Origin of the sequence: Uliginosibacterium gangwonense DSM 18521 (assembly GCF_000373965.1) — a bacterium.
In the GTDB taxonomy this organism is placed as follows: domain Bacteria; phylum Pseudomonadota; class Gammaproteobacteria; order Burkholderiales; family Rhodocyclaceae; genus Uliginosibacterium; species Uliginosibacterium gangwonense.
The window spans coordinates 35,049-61,326 of record NZ_KB892835.1; the positions used below are offsets into that span (position 1 = coordinate 35,049).

Here is a 26,278-nt window from a genome sequence, read left to right on the forward strand (position 1 = left end):
ATTGCCAAACCAGGATATGCCCATAAAATTATATATCCAATAGAAATAGCCGTGTAAATCGTCTTCTTTCGTATATTAAGCGGTGCGTTGTCGCCAAGTGGTAGGTGCCACATTATGCAAGCGATTAATATAGAAAAGAAGGATATTTTTATTCCGGAAAAATAGGGAAATGGCCTGATGCTCGAGGTGAGCATCATCAGCCACATTGCAGAAAGATAGGCGATGAAAAGTGGGATTGTCCAGCGCCTAGAACACAGTTTTCCGCATTTTTCGCATCGTATGTTGCGCCCCTTGAGTAACAATTTTTTGACCGGGATCGTTGCACTGCAGTGTGGGCAAGTTCGATTATTCATAGACGGTTTCAGGTAACACTGTGTTCAGTCGTAAGAGGAAATACTAGCGCATCATTGGTGCAGGATGATATTGAAGTGTATTGCCGAGCCTATTGTTCCCACTTCATCCAAGGCACGCAAAACGCGTCGCGTTGATGGAAATCCGGTTTTGTGCCGGGGTGGGCCAAGGCCCAGTAGCTGCGGCTGCCGTCGGCAAGTTCGATGACTGCAGTCAGGCCAAGTTGCAGGGGCGTACCAGCCGGTAGCAGGGCTGCGGGGATGTCTGCAGTCAATTCCAGATGGGTGGTGCTTGTTTGCGTCCGGATGTTGGGTGAAATGCTCGGGGTATAGTTAGTATCGCGTTCCCGGTAGGCATGAAAGGCGTATGCCGCCCATTGCCTGGAGGGGGAGAAATTGAATTCGCGGTAGGCGGCGCTACCTTGTTCTGCAACAAAGGCTTCCAGACAGGTGTGTTCCCATAGCCCGTCGGCAAATGCAGGTGCGGTTGCGGTGGGGATGAGCAGGCTATCTGGTGCGTGTTCGATGCGGTAGTGCAGGCGCAGGTGGCCTCCAGCCAGCGGCTCAATATGTACCTGGATGCCTTGGATGGTGGCGCAGGGGGTGGTGGGGTGGCAGTGCAGGGAGAGCGTTGTCATTTATCAGAGACGGGCTATATCGACGAAGCATTACTTTACCCCGTTATGACAGCTTCAGCGTAGCTGTGTGCCTACCTGCTGGCGGATGGCTTCCAGCGAATCGAAAGGGGGCGCCCCCCGTAGTTCGCGCACTTCATGCAGGATCTGTGGCAGCGAGCAGGATGCACAGGAAGCCCACAGGCGCAGGAAGTAGCCTTCCCCTTCAAATTCCGGGCGTAGCGGGCCGCCGTCTGCGGCGAAGAACAGGTAGCGCTGGGCCCGGACATCAGCCACCGCGCAGGCGGCGGTGGCCTGCGCGGGGTTGGGATACACAGTGAGCTGCCCGGCGTCTGGACTGAAGACGAAGACTGTTTGTGTGCTGCGCATGCCTACTTGTTGGCGCTGGTGGGGGCGGGGATGTTGAAGAGCATACCATTGCCTTCGCCACCACTCATTACAGAGGGCATCTGGCCGTTCCACTTGTTGATAGCTTCGCGTTGTAGCTTGATGCGTTCCCAGGCGAGCAGGCGGTCGTCGAGCGAGGAGGCCAGCGCCCGGTTCGCAGCGGCTTCGCCTTCGGCAATGGCGACACGCTTCTTGGCCTCGGCCTGGGCGGCGCGGACTTCGTTTTCGGTGCGGATGGAATCCTGGATGGCCTTGGTCTTGGCGTTGACGGCTTCAAGCAGGGCTTGCGGCGGACGCAGGGCGCCTACCAGCCCGAACTGCTGGATGGTGATGCCCAGCGGGTTGACGCGGGCGTTCAATTCGCGGGTGATGCGGTCGAGGAACTCTTCTTTCTTGGCGCCATTCACGTCGTCAAAGGAATACTCCGAGCCGACGGATACCACCACGTTGCGAGCGGTGTCGCGCAAGTAACCGTGGGTGAAGCTTTCGATGTGGTCGGCGCGGAACTTGGTGTAGAACTCGGGCACCTTGGCGGCGTCCAGTAGGTAGGAGACGGCCACATCCAGGGTGACGGGCACGGAATCCTTGGTGTTGAAGGTCAGCTCCTCGTTGGTGCGGCTGCCTTCCTGCATGTCGTGCGTCCAGATGACGCGCTGCACAAAGGTGGGGTAGACGACGATCACGGACTGGATGGGGTTGTAGAACACGAAGCCGGTGACTACGTTTTCCCGGCTGATGCCCCGGTCGATCAGCCGGTTGATCTTGATGCCGGTGTAGCCGGGGTTGATCACGGTCCAGCTTAGGATCGTGCCTCGCAGCAGCACCAGCAATACGACGAGCAGGATCAGACCGAATACGATTTTGACGCCAAGGGTTTTCATGCAGTTCTCCTAGCAGAAGCGCATACGCAAAAAGCGGATGGGCTATTGGAGATCATAGCGCGTGTTTGGGGCCGGTGGGATGGTGTTGCAGACGTTTGGATGGTGCACAGCGACATGAGTATGGATTTTGTGTCAGGAGGTTACAGAGCGTGATGAAGGGGATATCCGGCCCGCTGTTCGCTATAATGCGCCGCCTTTGGCCTGTTCTTTTGCTGTCATGTCTGGCAAAGGGGGCTGCTGTGGATAGGTTGCCGCAGGCCGATTACGTATAACATGCCGGGTTCCCATGTATTTTCGCAGCCTGGCTCCCGTCTGTGCGGGTGTATATGCTGCAGAAAACACGGGCAATACACCGCCGGAATTTGAATAAAGGGGTAGCAATAGTGAAGAAGACCGTCGTAGCACAATCCGTGGCGCTGGTTGCAGGCCTGTTTTCGATGGGGCATGCAGGCGCCTCCGGGTTCCAGTTGCTGGAGCAGGATGCCAGCGGCTTGGGCAACGCCTATGCCGGTTCGGCGGCTGTGGCGGAAGACGCGGGCACAATCTATTACAACCCGGCTGGCATGACCCGGCTCAAAGACATGGAAATTTCGCTGGGGGTGGCCGCGATCCGCCCGAGCTACAAGTACAACAACGGCAATTCCACCTCTGGTGTGTTGAATGGCGATGGTGGGGATGCGGGTGGCGTGTCGGCGCTGCCCAATGCTTATGGCAGCTATGCCGTCAGCAAGAATGTGTATCTGGGCGTTGGCGTGGGGGCTCCGTTTGGTTTGCGTACGGAATATGACAACCCTTGGGTGGGAGCGGCCCAATCGTTGAAGTTTGATATCAAGACCAAGAACGTTAATCCTTCACTGGCTTGGCGCGTCAATGACAAGCTTTCTGTGGGGGGCGGAATCAACGTACAGAAGATTGATATCGATTATTCCCGCGCGGTGTCGGTTGCGGCGCCTTCCCTGGCGGCTTCAACGGCCCGATTCAAGGCGGACGATACCGCGACGGGCTGGAACCTTGGGGCCATCTACCAAGCTTCGCAGAGCATGCGCCTGGGAGTGTCCTACCGCTCTGCCATCAAGTACAAGGTCAAGGGTAATTTGAGCGTGACCGGCCCGGTTGCTGCGCTGAATGCCGCAGGCACGAGTGAGGCGGAAGCCCAGGTCAAGCTGCCCAGCACCTTTATCCTGAGTGTGGTGCAGCAACTCGATGAGCGCTGGGAGATGCTGGGCGATATTTCCCACACCTCCTGGAGCGATATCCACGAGGTGGACATCATCCGCAGCAGTGGTGCCGCAGCCGGGCAGGTTGCCCAGGTGCTGGATACCGATTTCCGTGACACCTGGCGTGTTGCCCTGGGAGGCACCTATCGCGTCAATGATGCCTGGCGTGCCCGTTTTGGTATCGCCTACGACCAAAGCCCGGTCAAGGGGGCCAGCACGCGTCTGGTATCTCTGCCGGACAACGACCGCGTCTGGCTCTCAACCGGGGCACAGTGGGCGTTTGCCAAGGATTCGCGCCTGGACCTGGGGCTGACCTACCTCTATATCCACAAGACCCAGGTCCACAACGACCAGACGTCTTCTACTGCTACGGCCAACCGTGGTCTGGTGGACGGCTACTTCAAGGGCAGCGTATGGGTGCTGGCCATGCAGTATTCGCAAGCCTTCTGATGCGCCGCTTCGGCTAAAGCGTTTCTGTGTCTTATGCCGCCCGGATATCGCCCCTCCTGGGGCGATATCCGGGCGGTTTTGTGTGTGTTTTCCGGCTTGATATGAAAACGATTTCGTGTCACGCTTGTTCGCTTTCCCCTTGATGCCGCGCCTGCGGCGTATCCCTAGCCTGCCATGTCTGCCCAAGCGCCCGCTGCCCGTCCAGGGCTCTTTGCCATCACTTGGCCGATTCTGTCGGAGCATCTGCTCCAGGCCTGTGTCAACCTGCTCTTCGTGTGGCTGTTTGCCAGCATGTCGGATTCCACGGCGGCGACCTATGGGCTGTCCACGCAGATCATCCGTTTCTTCTTCGTCCTGTTCCGCATTGTGAGCATGGGCACCAGTGTGGTGATTACCCAGCATCTGGGCGGTGGGGACCGCGAAGGCGCCAACCAGATTGCCCGGGCCAGCCTGTGGGCTGCCATCTGGATGGGCATGGCCTCTGCCCTGGTGATCATTGCGGGCTCCGGCTGGCTGCTGGATCTGATGAAAGCCCCCAACGAAATCCGTGCCCAGGCCAGCGCTTACCTGACGCTTGCTGCCTGGACGCTGGTGGCTGATTCGATCAACGCTACCGCTGCGGCCGTGTTGCGCGCCAACACCCGCACCCGGGATGCGATGCGCCTGATTCTGTGTTCCAACGTAATCGCCATTGTGGTTGCCTTGCCACTGCTGCGCGGCTGGTTTGGCCTGCCTGCGCTGGGCCTGATTGGTGCAGGGGTGGCCTTCCTGTTTGCGGGTGTGGTGCTGATGGGCTTGAACTTCCTGCTCTGGCGGCGTCTGGGCATTCATCCAAAGCTGAGTGACTGGGTGGTGCCGCAGTGGAAGCGGCTGCGGCAGGTGCTGCACATCGGCTTGCCGGGCGGTGGCGAAAACGTGGCCTACCGTGTGAGCTTCATGATCAATTTTGCCTTCGTCTCGGCGATGGGCGCAGCTGCGCTGGCGACGCATACCTATTTGTTGCAGGTGTCATACTTTATCCTGCTCTCTGGATTAGCCATCGGCTTTGGCACCGAGATCGTGGTGGGCCATCACATTGGCGCAGGCAAGGTGAAAGAGGCCAATCAGGTGGTGATGAAAGCCCTGCGCTATGGTCTGAGTACCGGCTTCATCTTTGCGCTGATTGCGGCATTGTTCGGGCCACAGATCATCGGCCTGTTTTCCCGCGACCCGGATGTCATTCGCATGGGTAGCACCGTGTTGTGGGTGGAAGTGTTCCTGGAGCCGGGGCGGACGTTCAACATGGTCGTCATCAACGGCCTGCGGGCCACGGGCGATGCCCGTTTCCCGGTGGCCTTTGGCGTCTTCTCGATGCTGATTGTCGGCTGTGGCGTGGCCTATCTGCTGGGCGTCTGGATGGGGTTGGGCGTGCTGGGCGTATGGATCGGCTTTGCTGCGGATGAATGGGTGCGTGGGCTGGCCATGTTTGCCCGCTGGCGTTACCTCGCCTGGATTCCCCATGCGCGGAAATCCCGCCGCCGCGTGCTGGCGCGCTGACCCCCGTATTTAGCGCGTGCGGCCCAGAGCTGTATCGATGTGTGATGCAAGGCGCTTGGGCTTGGTGATGGGGGCGAAGCGCTTGATCGGTGTGCCATCCCGCCCGATCAGGAACTTGGTGAAATTCCAGCGGATACGCGGACCGAAAAAGCCGGGGAGCTGCGTGGTCAGCCACTGGAAAAGCGGATGTGCGCCCGCGCCATTGACCTCCAGTTTCTCAAACATCGGGAAATTCACCCCGTAATTGATCAGGCAGGTCTGCTCAATTTCGGCCACACTTCCCGGTTCCTGGCTACCGAACTGATTGCAGGGGAAGCCCAAAATGACCAAACCCTGCTCCCGGTACTGCTGATAGAGCGCCTCCAGGCCCGCATACTGGGGCGTCAGCCCGCATTGGCTGGCGGTGTTGACGACCAAGACCACCTGACCGGCATAGCGGGACAAGGCTATCTCCTCGCCACGCAGGCTGCGCGCCGTGAGTTGGTAAAAGCTGCTCATTGTGTCAATCCTTGCTCCAGGAACCTGCTGGCAATCATACTACGCAGGCCTGCCCACAGGACAGTGGCGGCGGACACCCATTCGGCTCTATGATAAATAGAACTTGTCGCCCAGGAGCCCGCCGTGAGCCACAAACACCTGTCTTTGCTGCGCACCCTCTTCCAGGACCCCATCAACACCAACATCCACTGGCGGGAGGTCGAATCTCTGCTCGAACACCTCGGGGCCGCAATCGAACCCACCCACGGCGGGCGCTTTCGCATCCTGCTCAATCGCCAGGAAGGCTTTATCAGCGCCCCCCACCACAACAGCACCTGCTCGCGCGATCTGATCAAGCATCTGCGCGAATACCTCGGGCATGCAGGCGTGAGCCTGGCTGCGTATGAGGATGGGATAAAGCAGGAGCGGCAGGAATAGCGCCTTGCTGCGCGTGTAGGGGTGATATTTTGATGTGTTTGGCATTTTTTGTCGTGTGCCGATGGCGCATGGAGATGGCTTGGTGCTGCAACACGCGCAAAGGATATGTCTGTTGGCGTAGAGATGCGCTGCCTGCCGCTTGTCAGTCCGTTACCGGCGAAGCGAGCCAAGGGGTGGTTCCTGGCGAATTCTCTGCGGTTTTGAACACACTGTTTTTGGTCGATTGTTTTACAATGAGGCAGAGTTGTAACGCTTCGCTACACTTCTGCATCTGATGTCAAAACGATCCATGAAAAGTTCAATGATTTTAGGTGTGGCCTTGCTGCTAGCCGCCACACAGGTTCAGGCGAAGGATTTCTCCTATTGCTATGAAAAATCCTATCCGCACAATGTAAAAAGGCTGGACGCTAACAAGATCAGCGTAAGCGGCAAGGAATTCAAGATCGAGTCAAGTGGGGCGACCGATTTCGATACCTTGTTCAATGATGCCGGGCTGATTGATCAGGTCTCCCAGAAATACTCGGCTGATTTCACTGTGCCGCAGTTGAATCAAGACCCAGGCCGACTGCGCCATGAAAAGTTTTTTGACGCGCTCTATGGCACATCACGTGCCGAAGTAGAGCAGAACCTGAGCAAAGTGAGATGGTTGCCATCGGGTGAAACGGTGAGTTTTTCATCGGTCGGTGGCGCCGATCAGGCGCTGGCGGCTGTTGCCAAGGAGATTGATGGCAATCCTCGCCTGATGAAGCTCGTCAGCAAGACAGCTGGAACCTTTTACTACCGCAAGATTTCTGGCGAAGACAAGAAGAGTGCTCACTCATATGGCATTGCAATTGACTTTACGCTGCCAGACGGCTTGGGAAAATACTGGAAATGGAACAAATGCACCAAGGGGAAACAATGTCAGTATCCCAGTGGGGTGATGAACAACAAAGACCTGCAGGATGTGGTTTCCATTTTTGAAAAACACCACTTTGTCTGGGGCGGCAAGTGGTATCACTATGATTCGGTCCATTTTGAATACCGGCCGGAACTGTTTGAACAAACGTGTATATCTGAGTAAGCGGGAGTTTTTATGTCGAGTTCTGTATCCAAGTATGTATTGGCCTTGTTGATGTGCCTGCCAGCGGCTGGTTTTGCCAAGGATTATCTGTGCACGTATCAGGCCAGAATATCCAACGCGGATAAATACAACAGTGCGGGCGAGCCCCTCAAGAAGAGCGGGTCTGATGTGGCTACCGTAGCCGCCATCTTGCGGCAGGATCGGGCCAACTTCCACGTATTTAACAAAAGAGATTCGGAAGATCAGACGGATTGTGTCTTTGACGAAAAGAAAAACAGGGAGATTTTTGAAAGCTTTGTGCGCAATGGGAGCATATCAAACGATGCATCCTATGCCATCATCAATGGTAATCCGTTGATCAATGTTGAAATCTACCCAGAATATGTGAAGGTCAAGATTGTGGATGAGCCTGTCCGCAAGAAGTCCACTGTCCAGTAAGTGTCAGCTTTTGGAATTGGCCGTGTTTTGAAGGCTCTTGCCATCAACACGGCCAAATTTTCGATACGTTTTACCCTGTCTTTGCTTGATTCCGATGCGCCCGCCTCACGCCACTGCCGGGGCGGTAGCTTGTGCTGTTGCATGCGTGCGTTTGGCATGTGGCAGCCATTTGCGCTGACGCCAGCGACGCAGGAAGAGCATGCCGCGCAGCCATTCATCAGCAGCGAAGGCGATCCATACGCCGGGTAGCCCCCAACCCAGATGGGTGCCAAGTAGCCAGGCGCCACCCACCATGATGGTCCATTGCGAGGCGATTCCCAGCAGCAGCGGATAGCGAGCGTCCCCTGTGGCGCGCAGCGCGTTGACGAAGACCAGATTGAAGGTGCGGCCCGGTTCCAGGCAGATCGATAGGCGTACCAGCAGGGCGCCGGTGGCGATGATGACAGGGTCATCGGTAAACAGGTCAAGCAGCACAGGCGCCAGGATTGCAGCAAGGATTACGGTGCCGATGGTGATGACCAGCCCGAATTTGAGGTTGTTCATGGCTTGATGGTAGGCATCTTCGAATTTGCCCGCGCCGATCATGTGGCCGATGATGATTTCCCCAGCCACGGCAATTGCAATCCCGCACAGCATGATGATCATGGATATCTGGAACGCATAGGATTGGGTGGCCAGTTGTGTGTCCCCCATGCGGGCGGTGAGGGCGGTGACGAACATGAAGGCGAGCCACCAACTGATGTTTTCACCCGCTGCGGGCAACCCGATGTGCAGGATGCGGCCCAGGCGGTCCCGTTTGAGGTAGAAGAAGTCACGGGCGCGGATCTTGAGGTGGGTGTAGTGCTCGACCAGTATCCACAGGGCAATGCAGGCCACGAAGCGGCTGAATACCGTCGACAGGGCGACCCCGACAACGCCGAGTTTTGGGGCGCCAAACAGGCCGAAGAGCAGGATGCAGTTGCCAATGACGTTGAGTACATTTTGCAGTACGGTGACCAGCATTACCGGGCGGGTGTGGGTGTGGGCGCGCAGGATGGCGGAGAGAGCGAAGTTGATGGATTCCAGGAACAGGGTGCCCCCCATGAGGTGCAGGAAAGGCAGCGCATAGCTCTTGAGCTCTTCCGAGAGCTGCATGATGCCCAGCATGGGTTCGGCGAAGTACCAGACCAGGAGGCTGGCGATGAGCCCGATCCAGGTGTTGACGCCGATGGCGGTAGTGGCGACCTGATCGGCGCCTGCCGGGTCTTTTCCGCCCAGGTGATGGGTGATGACCACGCTGGCGCCAATCGATACAAAGCTGAAGATAATGATGAAGAACACCACGATCTGGTTGGCCGTGCCCAGCGCGGCAACGGCGTTGTCCGAGATGTGGCTGACCATGAAGGTATCCACCGTGCCGGTCATGATGTGCAGCAACTGCTCGACAAAGATCGGCCAGGCAAGGGCGATGAGGCTGGGTTTGAGAATGCTGCTGGGTGAATCGTTGGTTGGGCTCATGGGTATCAGGTATGATCAGGGGGTATGCCGGGTGATGGGGCCGGTCCAGTTATATGCTCAGCAGGCCTCGGCGGCGGAGGCTGGTCCATGGGGACAGGAGCTTGCTGCGTGAAGATCCAAACGATGATCGAGTACAAAAAAGCTGCGGCAGCAGTCTGTTGAGGAGAGGTGTAACAGGCCACTGCCGCCGCATCCAAGGCAGAAAGGGATGATTACATTTTCTCCACTCTGCATACGTTTGGCGATGCCAATAGCCGTTACTGCATTGTCCAGAGCCTAGATTTTGCCACGTTTGCTTTTACCTGCCTTTACGTCACAACACGGTGAAGAAGCAAATGCGCTGCCACTATGATCACACACTATAGAATAATCTTTACTGGCACCCATTGTGGTGGGAGGAGACGTGTCATGATAAGAAACCAGCATCTTGCCCAGCTAGCCCTGGCTGTGTGTCTGAGTGGGGCAGCGCTCTTGGCGCTACCGGCACATGCAGAGACCGGGCGGGTTATCGTCAAGTTCCGCAGCAGTTCCACGATTCAGGTTTTGAGCAGCGATTCGGCCCGGATTCAGGCCATGAGCGCGCAAACCGGCCTGAAGGTGTTGGCCAGCAATAATCTGATTGGGCGGATGCACGCGATGCGGGTGGATGGCATCAGTTCCAGTGAATTGGCCACCCGCTTGGCCGCGCGTGCTGATGTGGAGTATGCCGTCCCCGACGAGCGCCGATATATCCGTGCCGTGCCCAGTGACCCCGTGTATGCGCAACAGTGGTATCTGCAATCGACCAAGGCTTCGGCCATCAACGCGCAGTCCGCATGGGACAGCACCACCGGGAGCAGCAGCGTTGTGGTCGCAGTGCTGGATACCGGCATCCTACCCAACCACCCGGACCTGACCAGTAAGCTGACCTATAACGGCAGCACGCTGTATGGCTACGATTTTGTCTCAAACGCAGAAGTCGCCAACGATGGAGATGGGCGTGATGCCGATCCTTCCGACCCCGGTGACTGGGTGACGACGACCGAATCTACAACGACGTCTGGCATTTTTTTTGGCTGTACAGTGACGGATAGTACCTGGCACGGTTCTATGGTGGCAGGTATCATCGGGGCCGCCAGCAACAACGCCCAAGGCGTGGCCGGGGTGGCCTGGGGCGCCAAGATTCTGCCGGTGCGGGTGATGGGCAAGTGCGGCGGCTATGATAGTGACATTCTGGCAGGCATGCTCTGGGCGGCAGGTTTATCCGTGAGCGGGGTGAGTACCAATATCTACCCGGCCAAGGTGATCAACATGAGCATCGGCGGCACGGGTACCTGCAATTCTGCCTATACGGATGTTGTCAAACAGGTAATCGTCGCTGGGAGTACGATTCTGGCCGCTGCAGGCAATGACGCAGGCAGTGTGGGGGTGCCTGCCAACTGCCCAGGGGTGGTGGCGGTGTCGGCGCTCAACAATACGGGGTCCAAAGCCTACTACAGCGATTTCGGCTCTGCTGCGGGGATTGCTGCACCCGGCGGGGATTGCGGCAGCGCAACCACTTCGGCCACATGCGAATATCCTATCTATTCCACCAAGAATAGTGGCACAACCTCACCACAAACCGACAACTACTCGGTCGCCAGCGACGCCGAGCGCGGAACGAGTTTTGCCACACCGCTGGTAGCCGGGGTGGTGGCCTTGATGCGTTCGGCCAATTCCTCGCTGACGCCTGCGCTCCTGGTAGCCCGACTCAAGGCCAGCGCTTCGGCCTTCCCCACCGTGACGGGCTTGCAGAGTTGCTCGGCTGTGGCTTCTGGCACACGGGTCGATTGCAACTGTACCACGAGCACCTGTGGCGCGGGGATGCTCAACGCCGCCAACGCGGTCAGCGCAGCACTGCGCCCCGTTGCGGTGATCACTGCCGCGAGCAGCGCCACGGCGGGAGATAGCCTCAGCCTGAGTAGTACAGGGAGTACCGTGGCAGATGGGCACACGATTGCCAGCTATTTGTGGACCACATCGGCAGGCTCGATCACCAATGCGACCCAGGCCAGCGCTACGCTGGCCGCGAGCATTGCCGGTACGGTGACAGTGACCCTGACGATTACCGATGATGCCGGGAAAACCGATACCGCCAGCACAACCATTGCTGTGGCAGAGGCACCTAGTTCGGGTGGTGGCGGTGGCGCAATTGATGCCTGGAGTTTGCTGCTCCTGCTGGCCCTGGCTGGCGTGGTTTATTGTGGCCGAGCACTCCGGCGTTGATAGTGTGCGGATAGGGCTGTGCAGCAGGCAAAGCACAGCCCGCCCAGATAGCCATACAGATGGGCGCCCTGTGCCACACTGGCGTTAGCCAGGAGCATGCCTCCCCCGATGCCCAATAGCGCCTTGGCGCCGGTTCCAACGCCGATGATGAAGGCCGTTAGCTTGAGGTGCCAGGAGTCCGCTTGCCGAACCGCTTCCAATGCCAGCCATACAAAGACGCCATACAGGGCGCCAGACATGCCCACATACCAGCTCAGGGGCGGGGTTTCCATCTGCAGACCAAGGCCTACCGCTACGGCACTCGTCAGCAGGGCGCCGGGCAGGCGGCTCAGGCTGTGCAGGTATCCGGCAATAAGGGCTGCGCCAAGCAAGGCCGCCAGATTCATGAGCAGGTGAGGCGTATTCAAATGAACGCATTGCGCAGGCAATGCACGCCATAGCGCATCGTTTGCCGGGTGATAATAGAGCATGTGCCCCCAGGCGGGATAGACACCCAGCGCCACGACTGCAATGACCAGCGCAGCCACAAAGCCGCCCGCAAGCCATGTCATGGCGTGTTGGCAGCGGCTGACGCGGGGCGGTGGAAGCTGCATGGGGCATCCGGCAAATGGGGCAAGCGCCGTTTGGCGCGTTGCCCCTAGCATACATCACTGATCGGATGGCGTCTGACTGTGTACAGCCAGCAAGGCATGCCAGTCGACCTTGCGGGTGCCGACCATCACGCAGGCCAGTAGGCCGAACAGCAGCAGGCTGCCCATGAGCAGGGCATTCTGTTCCGAGAGCAGGATCACATATAGGGCGCCATACAGGCTGCCCAGGCCCAAGGTAAAGCCCGCCGCCAGCCACGTACTACGCAACAGATTTGCGCTATAGAAGCCGATCAGCAACACGCAGGCACTGGCGGCAGCCAGATAGGCGGGGCCAAAACCGATGTGCTCAGATAAAGACAACAGCATGACAAAGAAGATCAGCAGTGCCGCCCCGATTAACAGGTAATTCATGGGGTGCAGTTGCAGATTGCGCAGCAGTTCAAAGAGCAGGAAGGCGCCAAGCGTGAGCGTGATGAACAATTCAGCATATTTGCTGGCGCGGTCAGACATCGAATAAATATCCACCGGGTCGATCATGGTGACGCCAAAGCTATCCACTGCGCTGCTGATCTGCCCCGACTGTGTGCCGCGCCAGGTTTGGCGTGCATTCGAAGCCAGTGCGTTGATGTTCCATTCCGCCTCGAAACCATTTGCGCTCACCTGCCGTGCCACGGGCAGGAAGCGCCCATTGAAGGAAGGGTGTGGCCAGTGTGAATTGAGGTTGGCATAGGTTTCACGCGCCAACGGGACTATGCTGAAGTCATCCGTTCCCGCCAGTTGCAGATCCAGCACTGCATTCAATGTCTGCCCGAATTTCTGCGTCGGGTTGGGGATTTCCGCCTGTGCGCCATTGCCATCCGGTTTGGTTCCCGTTCCAGACTCCATGCGCAGGGCCTGATCGCCGAGCTTCAAATCCAGTTTGCGCAGGCCGCGCGGATCGCTGACGGCGAGGATCAGGCGGGCATGCTCCACCGTAACGGTGGCCCCTGCTTTGCTGCGTGGCAATTCTTCCAGCGTCGGCATTTTCAGGGTGCTGGTGAGCTTGCCTGAAAGCAGATAGGTATTGACGTGAAAGATGCCTCGGTAGCGTGTGTCATTGTTCAGCGTACCGGTGAGTCGGGCTGTCTCCGGCAATATGATCGTCTGGCCGGGGATGGTATTTTGCTCCTCCCGTAAAACGCTTCCGTCATTGCGCAGGATTGGTGTGGCATAGTGCTCGGTGTAATCGACCACGAGCGCCAAGCCTGCAATGGTCTGGCTGTCTGCCAGACTCTCGGCAATCGAGTGGCTGGCCTGATTGCGGTTAGCAATGCGGTCACTGACCACGCCCCGCACGAAAATCCCCGCCGTCATCAACACCCCGACCACTACGATGATGACCAGCATCTTGTAGAGAAAACCACGCATCTGAATACTCCCTGATATAAAGGTGGGAGCATCATGCTGCGTGGGTGTGAGGAGAAAATGATGTGTGGGTGAAGCTGCTTTTCACACAGAGTGTGACGTGCATGGCTCAGCCCACCATGCGTTTTTCCTTGATCTGCTCACTAGTGCGGCCAAAGCGCCGTTCCCGCCGTTGGAATGAGGCAATGGCCAGATCAAAAGCCGCCTCGTCAAATTCAGGCCACAGGCAATCGGTGAAATAGAATTCGGTGTATGCCAACTGCCAGAGCAGGAAGTTGCTCACGCGCTGCTCGCCGCCGGTGCGGATGAACAGATCCGGCTCGGGCAGGTCCGCCAGACACAGATGGGGGCGTAAATCCTCTTCGGTGAAGTCACCGTGCCTGTCCGGCTCGGTTGCAACCATGTGGTTGACGGCCTGCATCAAATCCCAGCGCCCGCCGTAATTGGCGGCAATCGACAGGTTGAGCGCCGTGTTGCCAGCCGTCAGCGCCTCGGCCTCCGCAATGGCAGCCTGGAGTTCCGGCGCGAAGCGCGAGGTCTCACCTATCACCCGCAGGCGGATGTGGTGCTTGTGCAGCAGCTTCACTTCTTCACGCAAGGCGCGCATGAAAAGCTGCATCAGGAAGCTGACTTCATCGGCAGGGCGACGCCAGTTTTCGGAACTGAACGCGAACAGAGTCAGATTCGGCACCCCGCGTTCAATGCACAGTTGCACCATACGGCGCACGGTTTCCAACCCCCGCTTGTGCCCGGCTACCCGTGGCATCAGGCGTTTGCTAGCCCAGCGCCCATTGCCATCCATGACGATGGCAATATGGTTGGGGAATTCGGAATGCGTGGGAATTTCCTGTGTGGAACTGACAGGGGCAGGTGAGCGCAAAAAGCCAAACATCGGGCATCTCCTCAGCAATCAAGATGCCTTGAGAATGCGACCGGGGCGTGAGGGGGAAATGAGTGCTTTGTGAAGGGAGTGTGAAGTGAGACCCTAAATGAATCGGGCGGGCAGGCGCAGGGTGGCGAGTGCTCCGCCTTCCGGGTGATTGCCCAGGGTCAGGCTACCGTGGTGGAGGCGGGCGACTTCGTGGGCGATGGCCAGCCCCAGGCCGGAGCCCTTGCTGCCATCGGGGCGGGGCAGACCGTAGAAGCGTTCACACAGATGGGGTAGGGCATAGTCGGGAATGCCAGCGCCATGGTCGCGGATGCCGATGCTCACCCAGCCGGGTTCGTGGCTCACGTTCAGGGCGATGGTGCTGCCTGTCGGGGCATGGTCTAGGGCGTTATCCAGCAGGTTCCCCAGCGCCAGCATCAGGCGTTCCTTGTCCCCCTTGAGCGGAGTGCTGCGGGTGGGCAACTCGCAGATAAGTTCAATCCCCTGTGCATCGGCACGGCCCTGCCGGGCGAGGCTTAACTCCTGTACGAGTTCGCAGGCATCCAGACGCTTGAAGGCTTCCAGCCCACGGCCGGATTCCAGCCGGGAGAGTTCCAGCATGCGGTCCACGCAATGCGTCATGCGCTGGCTCTGCGTCAGCACATGCTGGGCGAATTGGCGTCGCTCGGTGTCTGGCAGAGAGGGCTCAGCCAGGATTTCGCCCGCGCCGCGCAGTGCCGCCAGCGGACTTTTGAGTTCGTGGGTGAGCGCCTGCACCGTCTGCTCGATGTACTGCTTGCCTTCGAGCTTTTCACGCATCGCGGCCATGGCCCGGGCCAGATCGGAGAGTTCCTGTCCGCCGCCGGTGGGTGGGGTGGCAGGCTCACCCGCCGCCACGGCCTGGGCATAGTTGCGCAGGCGGCGGATAGAGCCGGTGAGCCACAGCGTTACCGCCAAGCCGATCAGGGCCGAGCCGCCGAGCAGCCAGATGCCGTGGCGCAGGATGGTCTGCTCGCTGCGGGTGATGATGGGCTGCACGGTGCGTGCTGGCTTGGCCAGGGTCAGCACGCCGATGATGCGATTGTCACTGCGAATCGGGGCTGCGACGTAGAACACCGAGCTGCTGTCATCCTCGGGGTCTTCGCGCGTGGCACGGGCGCCATATTCGCCACGCAGGGTGAGGGAGACGTCCCGCCAGTGCGAATAGTCTGCGCCTTCGGCCTTGTGTTCGGAGTCGAAACGGACTATACCTTTGTCATCGGTGATAGTGACGCGGAAATCCAGCGTGCTTTTGCGGAAGTGCCAGATCGGCGCATCTACGCTGCCCTTGCGATAGGCTTCCATCTGCTGGGCAAAGCGCCCGTTGGCAATATGCCCTTCGCGTAGATCATCGGTTGCTAGCACGGCCAGGATGTTGGCCGTGTCGACCATGGTCTCTTCAATGCTCTCGCGCACGCTGGGGCGCACTTCACCCACAAAGATGCGCAGCACGAAGAAGGCGGCAAGCCCCACCACCAGGAAGTATCCCAGCAGTACGCGCAGCGGCAGATTCATGGGCTGAGCGAGTAGCCCATGCCGCGATGGGTCTGGATTGGGTCGAGTTCGGGTGACACCGCGCGCAGCTTGGCGCGCAGGGTCTTGATGTGGGTATCCACCGTGCGGTCGGTGCTGTCGCTATCATGTCCCCACACCGCGTCCAGCAACTGGTTGCGTGAAAACACCCGGCCCGGCGAGAGCAGCAGGTGGCACAGCAGCAGATACTCATAGCGCGTTAATGGCAGGGCGATGCCGTTGTGGCGAATCTGCGCGGCTGCTTCATCCAGCATCAGGGCATCGCTGCTCGCACCATTGGGTGCCGGGGCTGGGGGGCTGGCGCGGCGCAGCATCACCCGCAGGCGGGCGGCGACTTCACGTGGGCTGAAAGGCTTGGCGACATAATCGTCCGCCCCGATCTCAAAGCCCAGCACGCGGTCAATCTCCTCGCTGCGGGCGGTGAGGAACATCACCGGCAGACTGGTATCGTGGGCACGGATGCGGCGGCAGACCTCGAAGCCGGACAAGTCCGGCAGCCCCACATCCAGTACCACCACGGATACATCACCTGCCTGCAAGCGCTCCAGCGCAGCGTGACCAGTGGCCACATGGCAGGGGGAAAAGCCTTCGCTCTTGAGCGTCCACGTCAGCGTATCGGCAATCGCCGGTTCGTCTTCAACGAGGAGGATGACGGGACGCTCAGTCACGATATGGTCTTAGCCCAGCTTCTTCTTCAGCAACTCATTGACCTGCGCCGGGCTGGCCTTGCCCTTGCTGGCCTTCATGACTTGGCCGACCAGGGCGTTGAAGGCTTTTTCCTTGCCCGCACGGTACTCTTCAACGTTCTTGGCGTTGTTGGCGATCACCTCGTCGATGATCGGTTCGATGGCTGAGGCGTCCGTCACCTGCTTGAGCCCCTGCTTCTCGATGATCTCATCGGCACTGGCGCCTTCCCCGTTCCACAGCGCCTCGAAGACCTTCTTGGCGATGTTGTTGGAGATGGTGTTGTCGATAACGCGAGCAACTAGGCCTGCCAGTTGCTTAGGCGAAATACGAGAAGTGCTGAATTCCAGTTGTTCTCTGTTCAGCGCTGCACCTACCGTATTAATAACCCAATTCTGTGCATGTTTTGCGTTTGCTACTTCAGGACTCTGGGTCCCGTAAGGAAGCCCCGGGATTGAACACAGTTCGGCGAGAGTTGCTTCAAAAAAACGAGCCTTATCAAGCGTATTTGTGAGTTCGCTGGCATCTTGCTCAACCATTGCATAGTCACGCTTGTAACGCTCATATTTTTGTTGAGGAAGTTCGGGCATTGATGCCTTAACTTCAGTCTTCCAGTCTTCAGAAATTTCCAGCGGCAGCAGGTCAGGGTCAGGGAAGTAGCGGTAATCGTGCGCGTCTTCCTTGGTGCGCATTACGCGGGTTTCCCCCGTATCCGGGTCGAACAGCATCGTGGCCTGTTGCACCTTGTCACCGTCTTCGATGATGCGGATCTGCTCATCGATTTCGTATTCAATCGCCTGTTGCAGGAAGCGGAAACTGTTCAGGTTCTTGATCTCGCGGCGCGTGCCCAGCGGCTGCCCGGGTTTGCGCACCGAGACGTTGGCGTCGCAGCGGAAGGACCCTTCCTGCATGTTGCCGTCACAGATGTCGATCCATTGCACCAGCGCATGCAGCGCCTTGGCGTAGGCCACGGCTTCAGCTGCGCTGCACATGTCCGGCTCAGTCACGATTTCCAGCAGCGGCGTGCCTGCGCGGTTCAGGTCGATACCGGAGTAGGAACCTTCGTGCTGGCTCTTGCCCGCATCTTCTTCCAGGTGGGCACGGGTCAGGTGGACCACCTTGGTATAGGCCTTGTCGCCTTCGCCAACCTGGATGGTGACGGTGCCGCCGACCACAACGGGCAGTTCGAACTGGCTGATCTGGTAGCCCTTGGGCAGATCGGGGTAGAAGTAGTTCTTGCGGGCAAACACCGAGCGCGGCGCGACTTCGGCGCCAATCGCCAGCCCGAATTTGATGGCGCGTTCGACCGCGCCCTTATTGAGAACGGGCAGCACGCCGGGCAGGGCGATATCCACCGCACAGGCCTGAACGTTCGGCTCCGCGCCAAACGTGGTGCTGGCACCCGAGAAAATCTTGGAGGCAGTGTTGAGCTGGACGTGGGTTTCCAGACCGATGACGACTTCCCAATCGCTACGCATGAGAGGCTTTCCAACTAGTTTGAGCTAACCCCGTATGGTAGCGCATGCAGCGAGAATGGCGTGAATATCCCGCTTATTGCATGGCCTGCACGCACCACAAAGCGCACATACCCAGGGTAATGGTGGCCAGCACGCTACGAGTGTAGAGTGCGGCCAGCACCGCGACCACGGTTGCCAACAGACGCGGGTTACCCGGTGAGAGCACCAGTTGGCCTTTGTGCAGCAACACCTCCGGCGCAATCAGCGCGGCCAGTACGGCAGGCGGCACGTAGCTGAGGAGCTGGCGAAAACGTGGGCCCAGCGCAAAGCGCTCCCCGCTGACGATGAACAGCGCCCGCGCCGCATAGGTGAGCAGGCCCCCGGCCAGCATGGCGAGGAAGAGCAGCAGATCCTTGTTCATGGGGTGGCTTTCTTTTTGTCGAAACGGCTGGTGAGCATGCCCACAGCCATGCCGACCACGGCCGCGAGCACGATCCACAGCTTGTAGGGCAGCGCTTGGGTGAGCAGTGCCGTCGTACCCGCAGCAAACGCCGCGAACAGCTCACTACGCCGGCGCAGGTTCGGGGCCAGCAGGGCGATAAAGGTCAGCGCGATGGAAAATTCCAGCGACCAGCCTGCGGGGATGGTGGCGCCTAGCAATACACCCAACACACTGGCGATCTGCCAGCCCAGCCAGAGGGTGAATCCCGTGCCGAGCAGGAACCAATGGCGATAGGCGCCCTGTGGCCCATTGGCAAGCCGCCCCACAGCGGCCATGTAGGCTTCATCGGTCAGTAGATAGGCCAGCAGCAGCTTCCAGCGCCGGGGGAGAGTGCCCAGCAGCGGGGTGATGCTGGCGCTGTAGAGCAGGTGGCGCAGATTGACCACGCCCACCGTGCCGATGATGACAGGCGAGGGCAGCAGCGCGCCCCACAATTGCGCAAACACTACTTGCGAAGCGCCGCCGAACAGCACGGCAGACATCGCAATCACCGCCCACATCGGCAGACCCGCCTGCAAACCTAGCACACCATACACCAGCCCGAAGGGCACCACGCCCAGCAGCAGGGGCAGTTCAGCCTGCACCCCGGCACAGAATTCCCGGCTTCGTCCTGCGTCTTGCAGGTATTCCCAATTCGACATGGCTATTGCTTTCTTCCTATCCCGGCCGTGACAAGGCCAAACACAAGCCCCCAGAATGCACTGCCGATGCCAAACAAGACAAGCCCCGATGCAGTCACGAGGAAGGTGATCAGTGCTGCGTCGCGCTCGGTTTCATGCGCGAGTGCACCTGCCAGGCTGTTGCCAATGGTGCCGAGCAGGGCCAAGCCGGCAATTGCAAGCACCAGGGCATGCGGAATCGCGCCAAACAGACTGGCTACCGCACCACCGAGCAAGCCGGTGATGAGGTAGAACACCCCCGCCCAGATAGCTGCATGGTAGCGCTGGGTGGGGTCGGCATCTGCATCCTTGCTCATGCAGATGGCGGCGGTGATGGCGGCAAGGTTGAATGAGAACCCGCCGAAGGGCGCGAGGATCACCCCGAGCAAGCCGGTGCTGCCCACGAGTGGAGAGGCGGGCGTGGCATAGCCATTGGCACGCAGCACGGCCATGCCGGGGACATTCTGCGAAGTCATGGTGACAATGAAAAGCGGCAGGCCCACCCCCAGCATGGTGGGCAGTGAGAACACCGGCATTACGAAAATCGGCTGGGCCAGATCCAGATGCAGGGTGTCGAACTGCAATACGTTCTGCATGCCTGCAACACAGAGCCCGGCAACAAAGGTAATGGCAACCGCATAGCGGGGCAACAGGCGGCGGGTGAGCAGAAAGACGATCAGCATTGATGCAACAAGCACCGGCTGCTTGGGGAGCTGCACAAACAACTCCAGCCCGAAGCGCAGCAGGATGCCCCCGAGCATGGCTGCGGCAAGGCTTTTGGGCACGTACTGCATCAGGCGCTCAAACCAGCCGGTGAAGCCGACCAGGGCGATCAACAGGGAAGCGAACATGAATGCCCCCAATGCCTGGGCCATTGGAACGCCAACCAGACTGGTTGCCAGCAGTGCGGCACCGGGCGTCGACCACGCCGTCAGAATCGGGCTACGCGACCACAGCGACAAGCCGATACAGCTGACGCCCATCCCCAGACCCAGGGCCCATAGCCAGGAGGCAATTTCGGCGGGCGAGGCGCCTGCTGCATGCGCGGCCTGGAACACGATGGCAGCCGAACTGCTGTAACCGACCAACACAGCAATAAAACCCGCTGCAACGTGTGAAAACGCAAACCATTTGCCAAAGAACTTGCCCACTGCCGCCCCATTTCTGCTGTAATGCGTGCCGTGCGCTATAGCGCACAAACAGATTAACAGATGTGCGTTATAACGCACAAGTTTGAATCCAGAACACATGCATCGTTCCAGCGAATCCACGCCGCCCTCCAATCCACAGGATGTGAACCTCCATCTGGCCGGGCAGTTGCGGCAATTGCGCCTGGGGCGAGGGTGGAGCCTGGATCAGGCGGCGCAGGCCACTGGGGTGAGTAAGGCTATGTTGGGGCAGATCGAGCGCGGGGAATCCAGCCCGACCGTGGCAACCTTATGGAAGATTGCGACGGGCTTCGGCTGCGCGCTCACGAGTTTTCTCGGCATGCCGGTGGCACCGATGGCGCAGGCGGTTTTTCGTGACGCGGCCCAATTGCGGAGCAAGCCTGCTACCGATGATATGCTGGTGGCAACGCTGTTTCCATATGACCCGCGTTTTGCGTTTGAATTGATGGAGCTGACGCTCCAGCCGGGCTATGTGCGCCAGTCAGAAGCGCATGCAGCGGGCGTGACCGAGCATGTCATTGTATTGCGCGGGAAAATGGATGTATGGATCGATGGCGCATGGCAAGCCCTTGTGGAAGGGGCTGCCGTGCGTTTTTCTGCAGACCAGCCGCATGGCTACCGTAACCTGCACGCTGAGCCAGCGGTTTGTCATGACCTGATCCACTATCCATCAGGCATGGTCAGATAGGGCAAGGCCGGTTTAGAAGCCATAACAAAGTGGTTCTGGCGTTGTTACGCCGCCTTGCCGTACTAGATGTACTGTCTGCGCCGGCGCGCCTAGCCAGAACCGTTGCACTCCATTTTGTTACAGTTTCTTAGTCGAGCACCGGGCGTGCATTGACGGATTGCACCGGGCGGTTGTTCGGGTGATGCATGACCTTTTCAAACGCTGCAATCTGCTCGGCTGAAGCCGTGACCGGGTGCTTGAGCACCAACCAGCGCACGCCTTCGGAGCAAGGCGGTGTTGTCAGCGAACCATTGAAGCGGTAATAGGCGCGACTCTTGGGCAGCAATTCCAGCGCGGACACCTGTGTGGGCAGAGCTTGTGGTTCGCCTGCTTCCTGGGGCATGGCTGCCCAGGCTTGGGCCAGGGCCTTGTTGGCTTTGCCCTTGACGAACATCACGGCCAGCACGGTGAGGTTGCCATCCTTGTCGGCATGTACCAGATGCCCTTCGAGGGGATAAGACTTCCCCTTGATCAGGTTTTCGCTCGGTGCATGAAAATGGAATTGCTTGAGTTCAAAGACCTTGCCATCCAGGCTCAAGCTACTGCCCGGCGCATAGTTGATCTGCACCGTATGACCATTATTGACAATGCTCTGCCCACCTGCCTGATACTTTATTTTCAGCGGCTTGAGTTCGGCCTGGATGAATCCGCTCAGATCAATCGGTGATTGATTTTTGCCGCTGCAGGCAAAAAAATCCGGCGACAGTTTGGCCCAGTTTTCCGGCCCGTTTTCACCTTCATAGCCCCACTTGACGCTTCCCTCGGAAGCCATGGCTGCCAACGGCAAAAGGGCAAGGCCCAACAACGCTATCCTTCTCTTCATGATCGATACCTATCGCTTGAATCGCTAAAGTTGTGATGCAGCTTCTCCGGAAAAGGAGTTTCCGGTCTCCATGACGGCAGTGTTTGGTTAAAAACCACAGTTATAGAGTGGGTATTGTCAGCTAAGTTCCCCTTTGACAGGAAATTTTGATTGCTGCGCTGTGGTATGCAAAAGTCATCGATTCATGCCGTTGGGGTCGGCGAGCAGTTCGCGTTTGATGTCTTCCGGCACGTTGGCCAATACAATGGTGTCATGGGCGCGGTCGTAAGCCACGTCTCCTGAGCGCAGGCCGCTGCGGTTGAATTCCAGCTTCCAGTTCTGCGCAGCCGCTTTCAGGCGCAGCAGCGGGCGGATGGCGCGGCGATCTGGAATGCAGCCTTCACGCAAGCCCAACTGCTCATCGCGCAAGGTGCTGCGCAGTGCTTCGGCCTGCTGCGGGGCGATGGTGGTGGCGACGGTATCCACATCCCAGGGCACGCTGTTTTCTCCCAGATCTTCCAGGTAGCGGTGGGCGTTTTCGTAGAGTTCATCACGGGCCTGGGGTTCCAGTTGCTGGGTTTCGGCGAACTGCTCAATGCCCTTGATGAGCTTTTTGGTTTCCTTGAGGGCGGCCACCACGTCGTTGCAGCCCAAGAAGCGTTTGAAATAGGCCGCCACATCGGTGCGCCCCTTCAGGAAGCTGATGTAGCGCCCGTCATCATTGCGCCATGCGGCGAGATCAATACGCCCGGCCACGCGCAGTTTGTCCAGATCCAGGTAAGCCTGCTCGACCAGCTCACCGCTGTCGTTCAGCGTAAAGCTCTGCGCTTCGCCGATGATGGCTACGAACAGGAAATCTACCGATTCGCTGTGCTGGGCGCGGGCAAACAGCACATGGCCCACGTCAAAGATGTTTTCTTCGCGCAGTAAGTCGGTGAGTTGCCCCATCATCTTCTGGCTCAGTTCGACGAAGCTTAGCGTGTTCTCTTGAGCGTACTCACGCAGCAGGCGCGGCAGGGGGTAGAGGGCCTCGTCTTCCTCAAACCGGCCATAGCCTTTGCTCTGCTTGGCCGCATACAGCGCCGAAAGGTGCTCCACGAGGCGCTGTGCCACGGGGGAAGCGAGCATTTTGCCCTGTGCCAGTTCGGCTGCCGCTTGGCCTTGCTCATTCTTGTAGAGCGAGTGGAGGATGATGTTCAGAGTGGAAGCGGTTTCCATGTGAGAGACCTTGGTTTTCTTTTACGAAGCGGGGCGGGGATTGTCCTGCTTGGACGAGAATCATGCAATGCTTAGCACTTGTTCAAAATCTGTAGCGAGAGGCCGTCAGCGGGGTGAAGAGCAGCGCAGAAACCGGAGTTTATGTGGATAAATGAGGATTTCGAGCAGCGCATGAGCCCCGATCATGGCCTCGCAGCAAGACTATGAACAGGTTCTTAGCGGGCCAAGCGGCTCCGCCGCGTAGCCTGGATGCGCTCTTCCACCACCTGCGCCAACATCGGCACGGCGCTGCGGATGCGCTCGACGGGCACCCCACCGTAGCCCAGGTTCATGCCGTTGCGTACCAGATCCTTGTCCTGATAGTACATGGAGAGTGGGCGTACGATCAGGCCTTTTGAGAGGGCATCAGAGGCCACCATCGCATCATCGACTTCTTCGGTGAAGCAATATAACAGTTGCAACCCCGCATGCCCGCCAGACAGGCTCAGCGCCCCACCCAGGTGGGATTCCATTTCTGCGCGCATCACATCACGCCGCTCCCGGTAGACCGAGCGCATTTTCTTGATGTAAGCGGTGAAGTGCCCCTCGGCGATGAATTCTGCGAGTACCGCCTGCTCAATGAGCCGCCCACCACGGTAGAGTTCCGAATTGCCGATCTGGAAGGCCTCCACCAGATCTTCCGGCAATACGAGATATGCCAGACGCAAACCGGGAAACAGCACCTTGCTGAAAGTGCCTTGATAGATCACCCGTTGCCTGCTTGCCAGACCAAAAAGGGAGGCGACGGCACGATTGTCATAGCGCTGCTCGTTGTCATAATCATCTTCGATGATCCAGGCGCCCGTCCTGTCCGCGCCTTCCAGCAGCTCCAGGCGGCGTTCCAGAGAAAGCACCGTGCCAGTGGGATACTGGCTGGAAGGGGACACGTAGATCAACCTTGGGGGCGTCTCCCAGTCCTGCGCCGCCGGGGCGATCCCCTTGTCGTCGAGCGGAATAGGCACCGTGGTCAGCCCGGAAGCACGTAGTACATTACGTGCCCCCCAATAGCCGGGCTCCTCGATCCAGGCCCGGTCGCCCACGTCGCAGAGCATGCGGGCGCACAAGTCCAGCGCCTGATGCGAGCCATTGAGGATCAACACCTGCTGAGGGTGGCAGCTCATCAGGCGGGCCACCCCCAGATACTCGGCAATCGCGGATTTCAGTGGCCCGTAGCCGCCACCGGAGTAGTCCAGAAATCGCCCGCTCTCCCTGTTCAAGTGCTTGGTATACAGCCGCTTCCAGGTGGAGAAAGGGAATTGCTCGGTATCGGGCACGCCGGGAATAAATGCACCACGTTGGATCGCGCTGCTGGTGGCATGGCTCGCAATCTGGTTGCCGCGCCGCGATAACCCTTCTCGCCGTGTGCCAATGAGGCGCTTCGGACTGGCAAAGTTCTTGCGTCCACTCAGTGCCTCAGAGACATAAGAACCCGAACCCGTGCGCCCTTCCAGGTAACCTTCGATCAGTAATTGCTCATACGCCCTCACCACCGTGTTGCGGCCCAGATTCAGCTCTTTGCACAGCAGGCGGGTAGAAGGGAGCTGCTCGCCACCGTGTAGCTGCCCATCCAGAATGACCTGCCGCAACACCAGGTAGAGGCGGTTGTGCAAAAGCTGGGCAGGATCGAGCCGATCAAGATTGTTGCGAACAAGCTCACAAATGAGTTCTTTGTCCATGAATGCAGGGCTCCAGAAAAAGTGGTTCCTTCTTTTTATTGAAAAGTGGATCTCGTTGGAGCCAATTATTGCCTTAGGATGAAACCATGAACAGTGCCAAAGAGCCGAATGCTCGAAAATGCAGGTTCGCAATCTGATGGAGAGGATGGCCGTGACGATCAACCCAGACACTCAGCACCCCGACTCACATGTGACCTTCCGCAGCGTCCAGAAAACCTACGATGGCAGCACGCTCATCGTCAAGGATCTGAACCTCGATATCCGTCGCGGCGAATTCCTCACGCTGCTGGGGCCGTCCGGCTCAGGCAAGACAACCTGTCTGATGATGCTGGCCGGGTTTGAAACGCCCACCTCGGGCGAGATCCGCGTGAATGCCCAGGTGGTCAACAGCGTGCCACCGCACAAGCGCAACATCGGCATGGTGTTCCAGAATTATGCGCTATTTCCGCATATGACGGTACGTGAGAACCTGCGTTTTCCCCTAGCCATCCGCAAGCTCTCGGCTGCCGAAATCGACAAGAAGGTCGAGAAAGCGTTGGATATGGTGCAATTGGGCGCCTTTGGCAGCCGCTACCCGCAGCAGCTCTCAGGTGGGCAACAGCAGCGCATTGCCTTGGCCCGTGCCCTGGTATTTGACCCGGAACTCATTTTGATGGATGAGCCGCTGGGCGCGCTCGACAAGCAATTGCGCGAGCATATGCAGCTGGAAATCAAGAATATCCATCAGCAACTCGGGGTGACCGTGGTTTTTGTGACCCACGATCAGAGCGAGGCATTGACCATGTCGGACCGCATTGCGGTGTTCAATCGTGGTGTGATCCAGCAGATTGACAGCCCCACCGCGCTGTATGAAAAGCCGGAGAACAACTTTGTGGCGAGCTTCATCGGTGAAAACAATGCCCTGGAGGGGGTCGTGGAATCGGTCGAAGGCGATGTCTGCGGCGTCAAGCTTGCCAACGGCACGCGGGTCAAGGCGGCCATGCGCAACCCCTTGAGCGAAGGCGGCAAGGCCATGCTTTCCGTGCGCCCGGAGTGCGTGCAGTTGAATGCGCAATCCCTGGGTTGTACCAACCGCCTTGGTGGATATGTCAAAGACATTATCTATCTAGGCGACCATATCCGCGTGCGGGTCGAACTGGCCGGGCGCAAGGAAATCACTGTCAAGGCGCCTGCCGCCCAGCACAAAACCCGTTTTGACAAAGGCGATGCAATTCACGTTGGCATCAATCCCGAGCACCTTCTGGCGCTGGACCCGAGTCTGGGCGCTTGATTATTTTGGCATAACCACTGTTTCTTGA

General features: G+C 58.7%; 25 protein-coding genes. 8 read left to right on the top strand and 17 right to left on the bottom strand.

All coding sequences use genetic code 11. The features are described from left to right. Positions 1 to 442: 442 nt before the first annotated feature. From B145_RS0102930 to B145_RS0102940, 3 genes are read right to left on the bottom strand one after another with little or no spacing between them, the layout of a single operon-like run. On the bottom strand, positions 443 to 988 hold the full coding sequence (locus tag B145_RS0102930; protein WP_018605080.1) for a DOMON-like domain-containing protein: 546 nt from the start codon (positions 986 to 988) through the stop codon (positions 443 to 445). A gap of 54 nt (positions 989 to 1,042) precedes the next feature. Next, the gene (locus tag B145_RS0102935; RefSeq protein ID WP_018605081.1) at positions 1,043 to 1,354 is read right to left on the bottom strand and encodes a hypothetical protein; all 312 of its coding nucleotides are present in this window, start codon (positions 1,352 to 1,354) and stop codon (positions 1,043 to 1,045) included. Positions 1,355 to 1,356: 2 nt separating this feature from the next. Then, a complete protein-coding gene (locus tag B145_RS0102940; protein WP_018605082.1) occupies positions 1,357 to 2,253 on the bottom strand; it encodes a prohibitin family protein in 897 nt (298 codons plus the stop codon). A 383-nt stretch (positions 2,254 to 2,636) separates the two neighbouring features. On the opposite strand from B145_RS0102940, the gene B145_RS0102945 reads away from it, so the two are divergent. Both B145_RS0102945 and B145_RS0102950 read left to right on the top strand, forming a co-directional pair. Beyond that, entirely contained in the window at positions 2,637 to 3,920 is a 1,284-nt protein-coding gene (locus tag B145_RS0102945; RefSeq protein ID WP_018605083.1) for an OmpP1/FadL family transporter, read from the top strand. 174 nt (positions 3,921 to 4,094) lie between these two features. Then, positions 4,095 to 5,456 carry an MATE family efflux transporter gene (locus B145_RS0102950; protein WP_018605084.1) on the top strand — a complete coding sequence of 454 codons (1,362 nt, stop codon included), beginning with the start codon at positions 4,095 to 4,097 and terminating at the stop codon, positions 5,454 to 5,456. A gap of 9 nt (positions 5,457 to 5,465) precedes the next feature. On the opposite strand, the gene B145_RS0102955 is transcribed toward B145_RS0102950, so the two are convergent. Beyond that, the gene (locus B145_RS0102955) at positions 5,466 to 5,954 is read right to left on the bottom strand and encodes a glutathione peroxidase (protein ID WP_018605085.1); all 489 of its coding nucleotides are present in this window, start codon (positions 5,952 to 5,954) and stop codon (positions 5,466 to 5,468) included. A gap of 123 nt (positions 5,955 to 6,077) precedes the next feature. Between B145_RS0102955 and B145_RS0102960 the strand changes: the two genes are divergently transcribed. From B145_RS0102960 to B145_RS24210, 3 genes are all read left to right on the top strand, one after another. Continuing rightward, a complete protein-coding gene (locus tag B145_RS0102960; RefSeq protein ID WP_018605086.1) occupies positions 6,078 to 6,371 on the top strand; it encodes a hypothetical protein in 294 nt (97 codons plus the stop codon). 301 nt (positions 6,372 to 6,672) lie between these two features. Then, complete coding sequence (locus B145_RS0102965; protein ID WP_018605087.1) at positions 6,673 to 7,434, top strand: M15 family metallopeptidase; 762 nt, start codon at positions 6,673 to 6,675, stop codon at positions 7,432 to 7,434. A gap of 12 nt (positions 7,435 to 7,446) precedes the next feature. Then, the gene (locus tag B145_RS24210; RefSeq protein WP_018605088.1) at positions 7,447 to 7,872 is read left to right on the top strand and encodes a hypothetical protein; all 426 of its coding nucleotides are present in this window, start codon (positions 7,447 to 7,449) and stop codon (positions 7,870 to 7,872) included. A gap of 105 nt (positions 7,873 to 7,977) precedes the next feature. Here B145_RS24210 and B145_RS24215 read toward each other — a convergent pair whose 3' ends face one another. Further along, complete coding sequence (locus B145_RS24215; protein WP_018605089.1) at positions 7,978 to 9,369, bottom strand: MATE family efflux transporter; 1,392 nt, start codon at positions 9,367 to 9,369, stop codon at positions 7,978 to 7,980. Between the two features lie 408 nt (positions 9,370 to 9,777). Here B145_RS24215 and B145_RS24220 point away from each other — a divergent pair, with 408 nt between their 5' ends. Continuing rightward, positions 9,778 to 11,613 (top strand): S8 family serine peptidase, encoded by a 1,836-nt coding sequence (locus B145_RS24220; protein ID WP_018605091.1) that lies wholly within the window; start codon positions 9,778 to 9,780, stop codon positions 11,611 to 11,613. Here the strand turns inward: B145_RS24220 and B145_RS27170 are convergent. The 9 genes from B145_RS27170 to B145_RS0103030 all read right to left on the bottom strand — a co-directional run bounded on the left by B145_RS27170 (position 11,586) and on the right by B145_RS0103030 (position 20,500). Next, complete coding sequence (locus B145_RS27170; protein WP_157288254.1) at positions 11,586 to 12,206, bottom strand: rhomboid family intramembrane serine protease; 621 nt, start codon at positions 12,204 to 12,206, stop codon at positions 11,586 to 11,588. The genes B145_RS24220 and B145_RS27170 overlap by 28 nt on opposite strands. Positions 12,207 to 12,260: 54 nt before the next feature. Beyond that, positions 12,261 to 13,610, bottom strand: a complete 1,350-nt coding sequence (creD, locus tag B145_RS24230) for a cell envelope integrity protein CreD (RefSeq protein WP_018605093.1) — start codon at positions 13,608 to 13,610, stop codon at positions 12,261 to 12,263. 106 nt (positions 13,611 to 13,716) lie between these two features. Continuing rightward, positions 13,717 to 14,499: a polyprenyl diphosphate synthase gene (uppS, locus tag B145_RS0103000; protein ID WP_018605094.1), complete on the bottom strand. Its 783-nt coding sequence runs from the start codon at positions 14,497 to 14,499 to the stop codon at positions 13,717 to 13,719. Positions 14,500 to 14,592: 93 nt separating this feature from the next. Continuing rightward, a complete protein-coding gene (creC, locus tag B145_RS0103005) occupies positions 14,593 to 16,029 on the bottom strand; it encodes a two-component system sensor histidine kinase CreC (RefSeq protein ID WP_018605095.1) in 1,437 nt (478 codons plus the stop codon). Continuing rightward, a complete protein-coding gene (gene creB / locus B145_RS0103010; RefSeq protein ID WP_018605096.1) occupies positions 16,026 to 16,715 on the bottom strand; it encodes a two-component system response regulator CreB in 690 nt (229 codons plus the stop codon). Before creB ends, creC begins: the two co-directional genes overlap by 4 nt. 9 nt (positions 16,716 to 16,724) lie before the next feature. After that, the gene (gene gatB / locus B145_RS0103015; protein ID WP_018605097.1) at positions 16,725 to 18,209 is read right to left on the bottom strand and encodes an Asp-tRNA(Asn)/Glu-tRNA(Gln) amidotransferase subunit GatB; all 1,485 of its coding nucleotides are present in this window, start codon (positions 18,207 to 18,209) and stop codon (positions 16,725 to 16,727) included. 73 nt (positions 18,210 to 18,282) lie between these two features. Beyond that, positions 18,283 to 18,609, bottom strand: coding sequence for an AzlD domain-containing protein (locus tag B145_RS0103020; protein ID WP_018605098.1), 327 nt, complete (start codon positions 18,607 to 18,609; stop codon positions 18,283 to 18,285). Further along, positions 18,606 to 19,331: an AzlC family ABC transporter permease gene (locus tag B145_RS0103025; RefSeq protein ID WP_018605099.1), complete on the bottom strand. Its 726-nt coding sequence runs from the start codon at positions 19,329 to 19,331 to the stop codon at positions 18,606 to 18,608. The genes B145_RS0103020 and B145_RS0103025 overlap by 4 nt, the downstream gene beginning before the upstream one ends. A gap of 2 nt (positions 19,332 to 19,333) precedes the next feature. Further along, the gene (locus tag B145_RS0103030) at positions 19,334 to 20,500 is read right to left on the bottom strand and encodes a benzoate/H(+) symporter BenE family transporter (RefSeq protein ID WP_026258774.1); all 1,167 of its coding nucleotides are present in this window, start codon (positions 20,498 to 20,500) and stop codon (positions 19,334 to 19,336) included. A gap of 97 nt (positions 20,501 to 20,597) precedes the next feature. Here B145_RS0103030 and B145_RS0103035 point away from each other — a divergent pair, with 97 nt between their 5' ends. After that, positions 20,598 to 21,206 (top strand): helix-turn-helix domain-containing protein, encoded by a 609-nt coding sequence (locus tag B145_RS0103035; RefSeq protein WP_018605101.1) that lies wholly within the window; start codon positions 20,598 to 20,600, stop codon positions 21,204 to 21,206. 127 nt (positions 21,207 to 21,333) lie between these two features. Here the strand turns inward: B145_RS0103035 and B145_RS0103040 are convergent, their stop codons facing one another. The 3 genes from B145_RS0103040 to pdxR all read right to left on the bottom strand — a co-directional run bounded on the left by B145_RS0103040 (position 21,334) and on the right by pdxR (position 24,980). After that, on the bottom strand, positions 21,334 to 22,068 hold the full coding sequence (locus B145_RS0103040; protein ID WP_026258776.1) for a carbonic anhydrase: 735 nt from the start codon (positions 22,066 to 22,068) through the stop codon (positions 21,334 to 21,336). A 174-nt stretch (positions 22,069 to 22,242) separates the two neighbouring features. Beyond that, complete coding sequence (locus tag B145_RS0103045) at positions 22,243 to 23,265, bottom strand: nucleoid-associated protein (RefSeq protein ID WP_018605103.1); 1,023 nt, start codon at positions 23,263 to 23,265, stop codon at positions 22,243 to 22,245. A 215-nt stretch (positions 23,266 to 23,480) separates the two neighbouring features. Further along, positions 23,481 to 24,980, bottom strand: a complete 1,500-nt coding sequence (gene pdxR / locus B145_RS0103050; RefSeq protein WP_018605105.1) for a MocR-like pyridoxine biosynthesis transcription factor PdxR — start codon at positions 24,978 to 24,980, stop codon at positions 23,481 to 23,483. Between the two features lie 145 nt (positions 24,981 to 25,125). On the opposite strand from pdxR, the gene B145_RS0103060 reads away from it, so the two are divergent. Next, positions 25,126 to 26,250 (top strand): ABC transporter ATP-binding protein, encoded by a 1,125-nt coding sequence (locus B145_RS0103060; protein ID WP_033406220.1) that lies wholly within the window; start codon positions 25,126 to 25,128, stop codon positions 26,248 to 26,250. Positions 26,251 to 26,278: the final 28 nt, after the last annotated feature.

Bases quoted from the DNA above. Each gene is read 5' to 3' on its own strand.
- B145_RS0102940 (WP_018605082.1), bottom strand. From the start codon at position 2,253: ATGAAAACCCTTGGCGTCAAAATCGTATTCGGTCTGATCCTGCTCGTC.
- B145_RS0102935 (WP_018605081.1), bottom strand. From the start codon at position 1,354: ATGCGCAGCACACAAACAGTCTTCGTCTTCAGTCCAGACGCCGGGCAG.
- B145_RS24215 (WP_018605089.1), bottom strand. From the start codon at position 9,369: ATGAGCCCAACCAACGATTCACCCAGCAGCATTCTCAAACCCAGCCTC.
- B145_RS27170 (WP_157288254.1), bottom strand. From the start codon at position 12,206: ATGCAGCTTCCACCGCCCCGCGTCAGCCGCTGCCAACACGCCATGACA.
- gatB (WP_018605097.1), bottom strand. From the start codon at position 18,209: ATGCGTAGCGATTGGGAAGTCGTCATCGGTCTGGAAACCCACGTCCAG.
- B145_RS0103025 (WP_018605099.1), bottom strand. From the start codon at position 19,331: ATGTCGAATTGGGAATACCTGCAAGACGCAGGACGAAGCCGGGAATTC.
- pdxR (WP_018605105.1), bottom strand. From the start codon at position 24,980: ATGGACAAAGAACTCATTTGTGAGCTTGTTCGCAACAATCTTGATCGG.
- B145_RS0102950 (WP_018605084.1), top strand. From the start codon at position 4,095: ATGTCTGCCCAAGCGCCCGCTGCCCGTCCAGGGCTCTTTGCCATCACT.
- B145_RS0103040 (WP_026258776.1), bottom strand. From the start codon at position 22,068: ATGAAGAGAAGGATAGCGTTGTTGGGCCTTGCCCTTTTGCCGTTGGCA.
- B145_RS0102930 (WP_018605080.1), bottom strand. From the start codon at position 988: ATGACAACGCTCTCCCTGCACTGCCACCCCACCACCCCCTGCGCCACC.
- creD (WP_018605093.1), bottom strand. From the start codon at position 13,610: ATGCGTGGTTTTCTCTACAAGATGCTGGTCATCATCGTAGTGGTCGGG.
- B145_RS0103020 (WP_018605098.1), bottom strand. From the start codon at position 18,609: ATGAACAAGGATCTGCTGCTCTTCCTCGCCATGCTGGCCGGGGGCCTG.
- creC (WP_018605095.1), bottom strand. From the start codon at position 16,029: ATGAATCTGCCGCTGCGCGTACTGCTGGGATACTTCCTGGTGGTGGGG.
- B145_RS0102965 (WP_018605087.1), top strand. From the start codon at position 6,673: ATGATTTTAGGTGTGGCCTTGCTGCTAGCCGCCACACAGGTTCAGGCG.
- uppS (WP_018605094.1), bottom strand. From the start codon at position 14,499: ATGTTTGGCTTTTTGCGCTCACCTGCCCCTGTCAGTTCCACACAGGAA.
- B145_RS24220 (WP_018605091.1), top strand. From the start codon at position 9,778: ATGATAAGAAACCAGCATCTTGCCCAGCTAGCCCTGGCTGTGTGTCTG.
- B145_RS0102955 (WP_018605085.1), bottom strand. From the start codon at position 5,954: ATGAGCAGCTTTTACCAACTCACGGCGCGCAGCCTGCGTGGCGAGGAG.
- B145_RS0103060 (WP_033406220.1), top strand. From the start codon at position 25,126: ATGGCCGTGACGATCAACCCAGACACTCAGCACCCCGACTCACATGTG.
- B145_RS0103035 (WP_018605101.1), top strand. From the start codon at position 20,598: ATGCATCGTTCCAGCGAATCCACGCCGCCCTCCAATCCACAGGATGTG.
- B145_RS0103045 (WP_018605103.1), bottom strand. From the start codon at position 23,265: ATGGAAACCGCTTCCACTCTGAACATCATCCTCCACTCGCTCTACAAG.
- B145_RS24210 (WP_018605088.1), top strand. From the start codon at position 7,447: ATGTCGAGTTCTGTATCCAAGTATGTATTGGCCTTGTTGATGTGCCTG.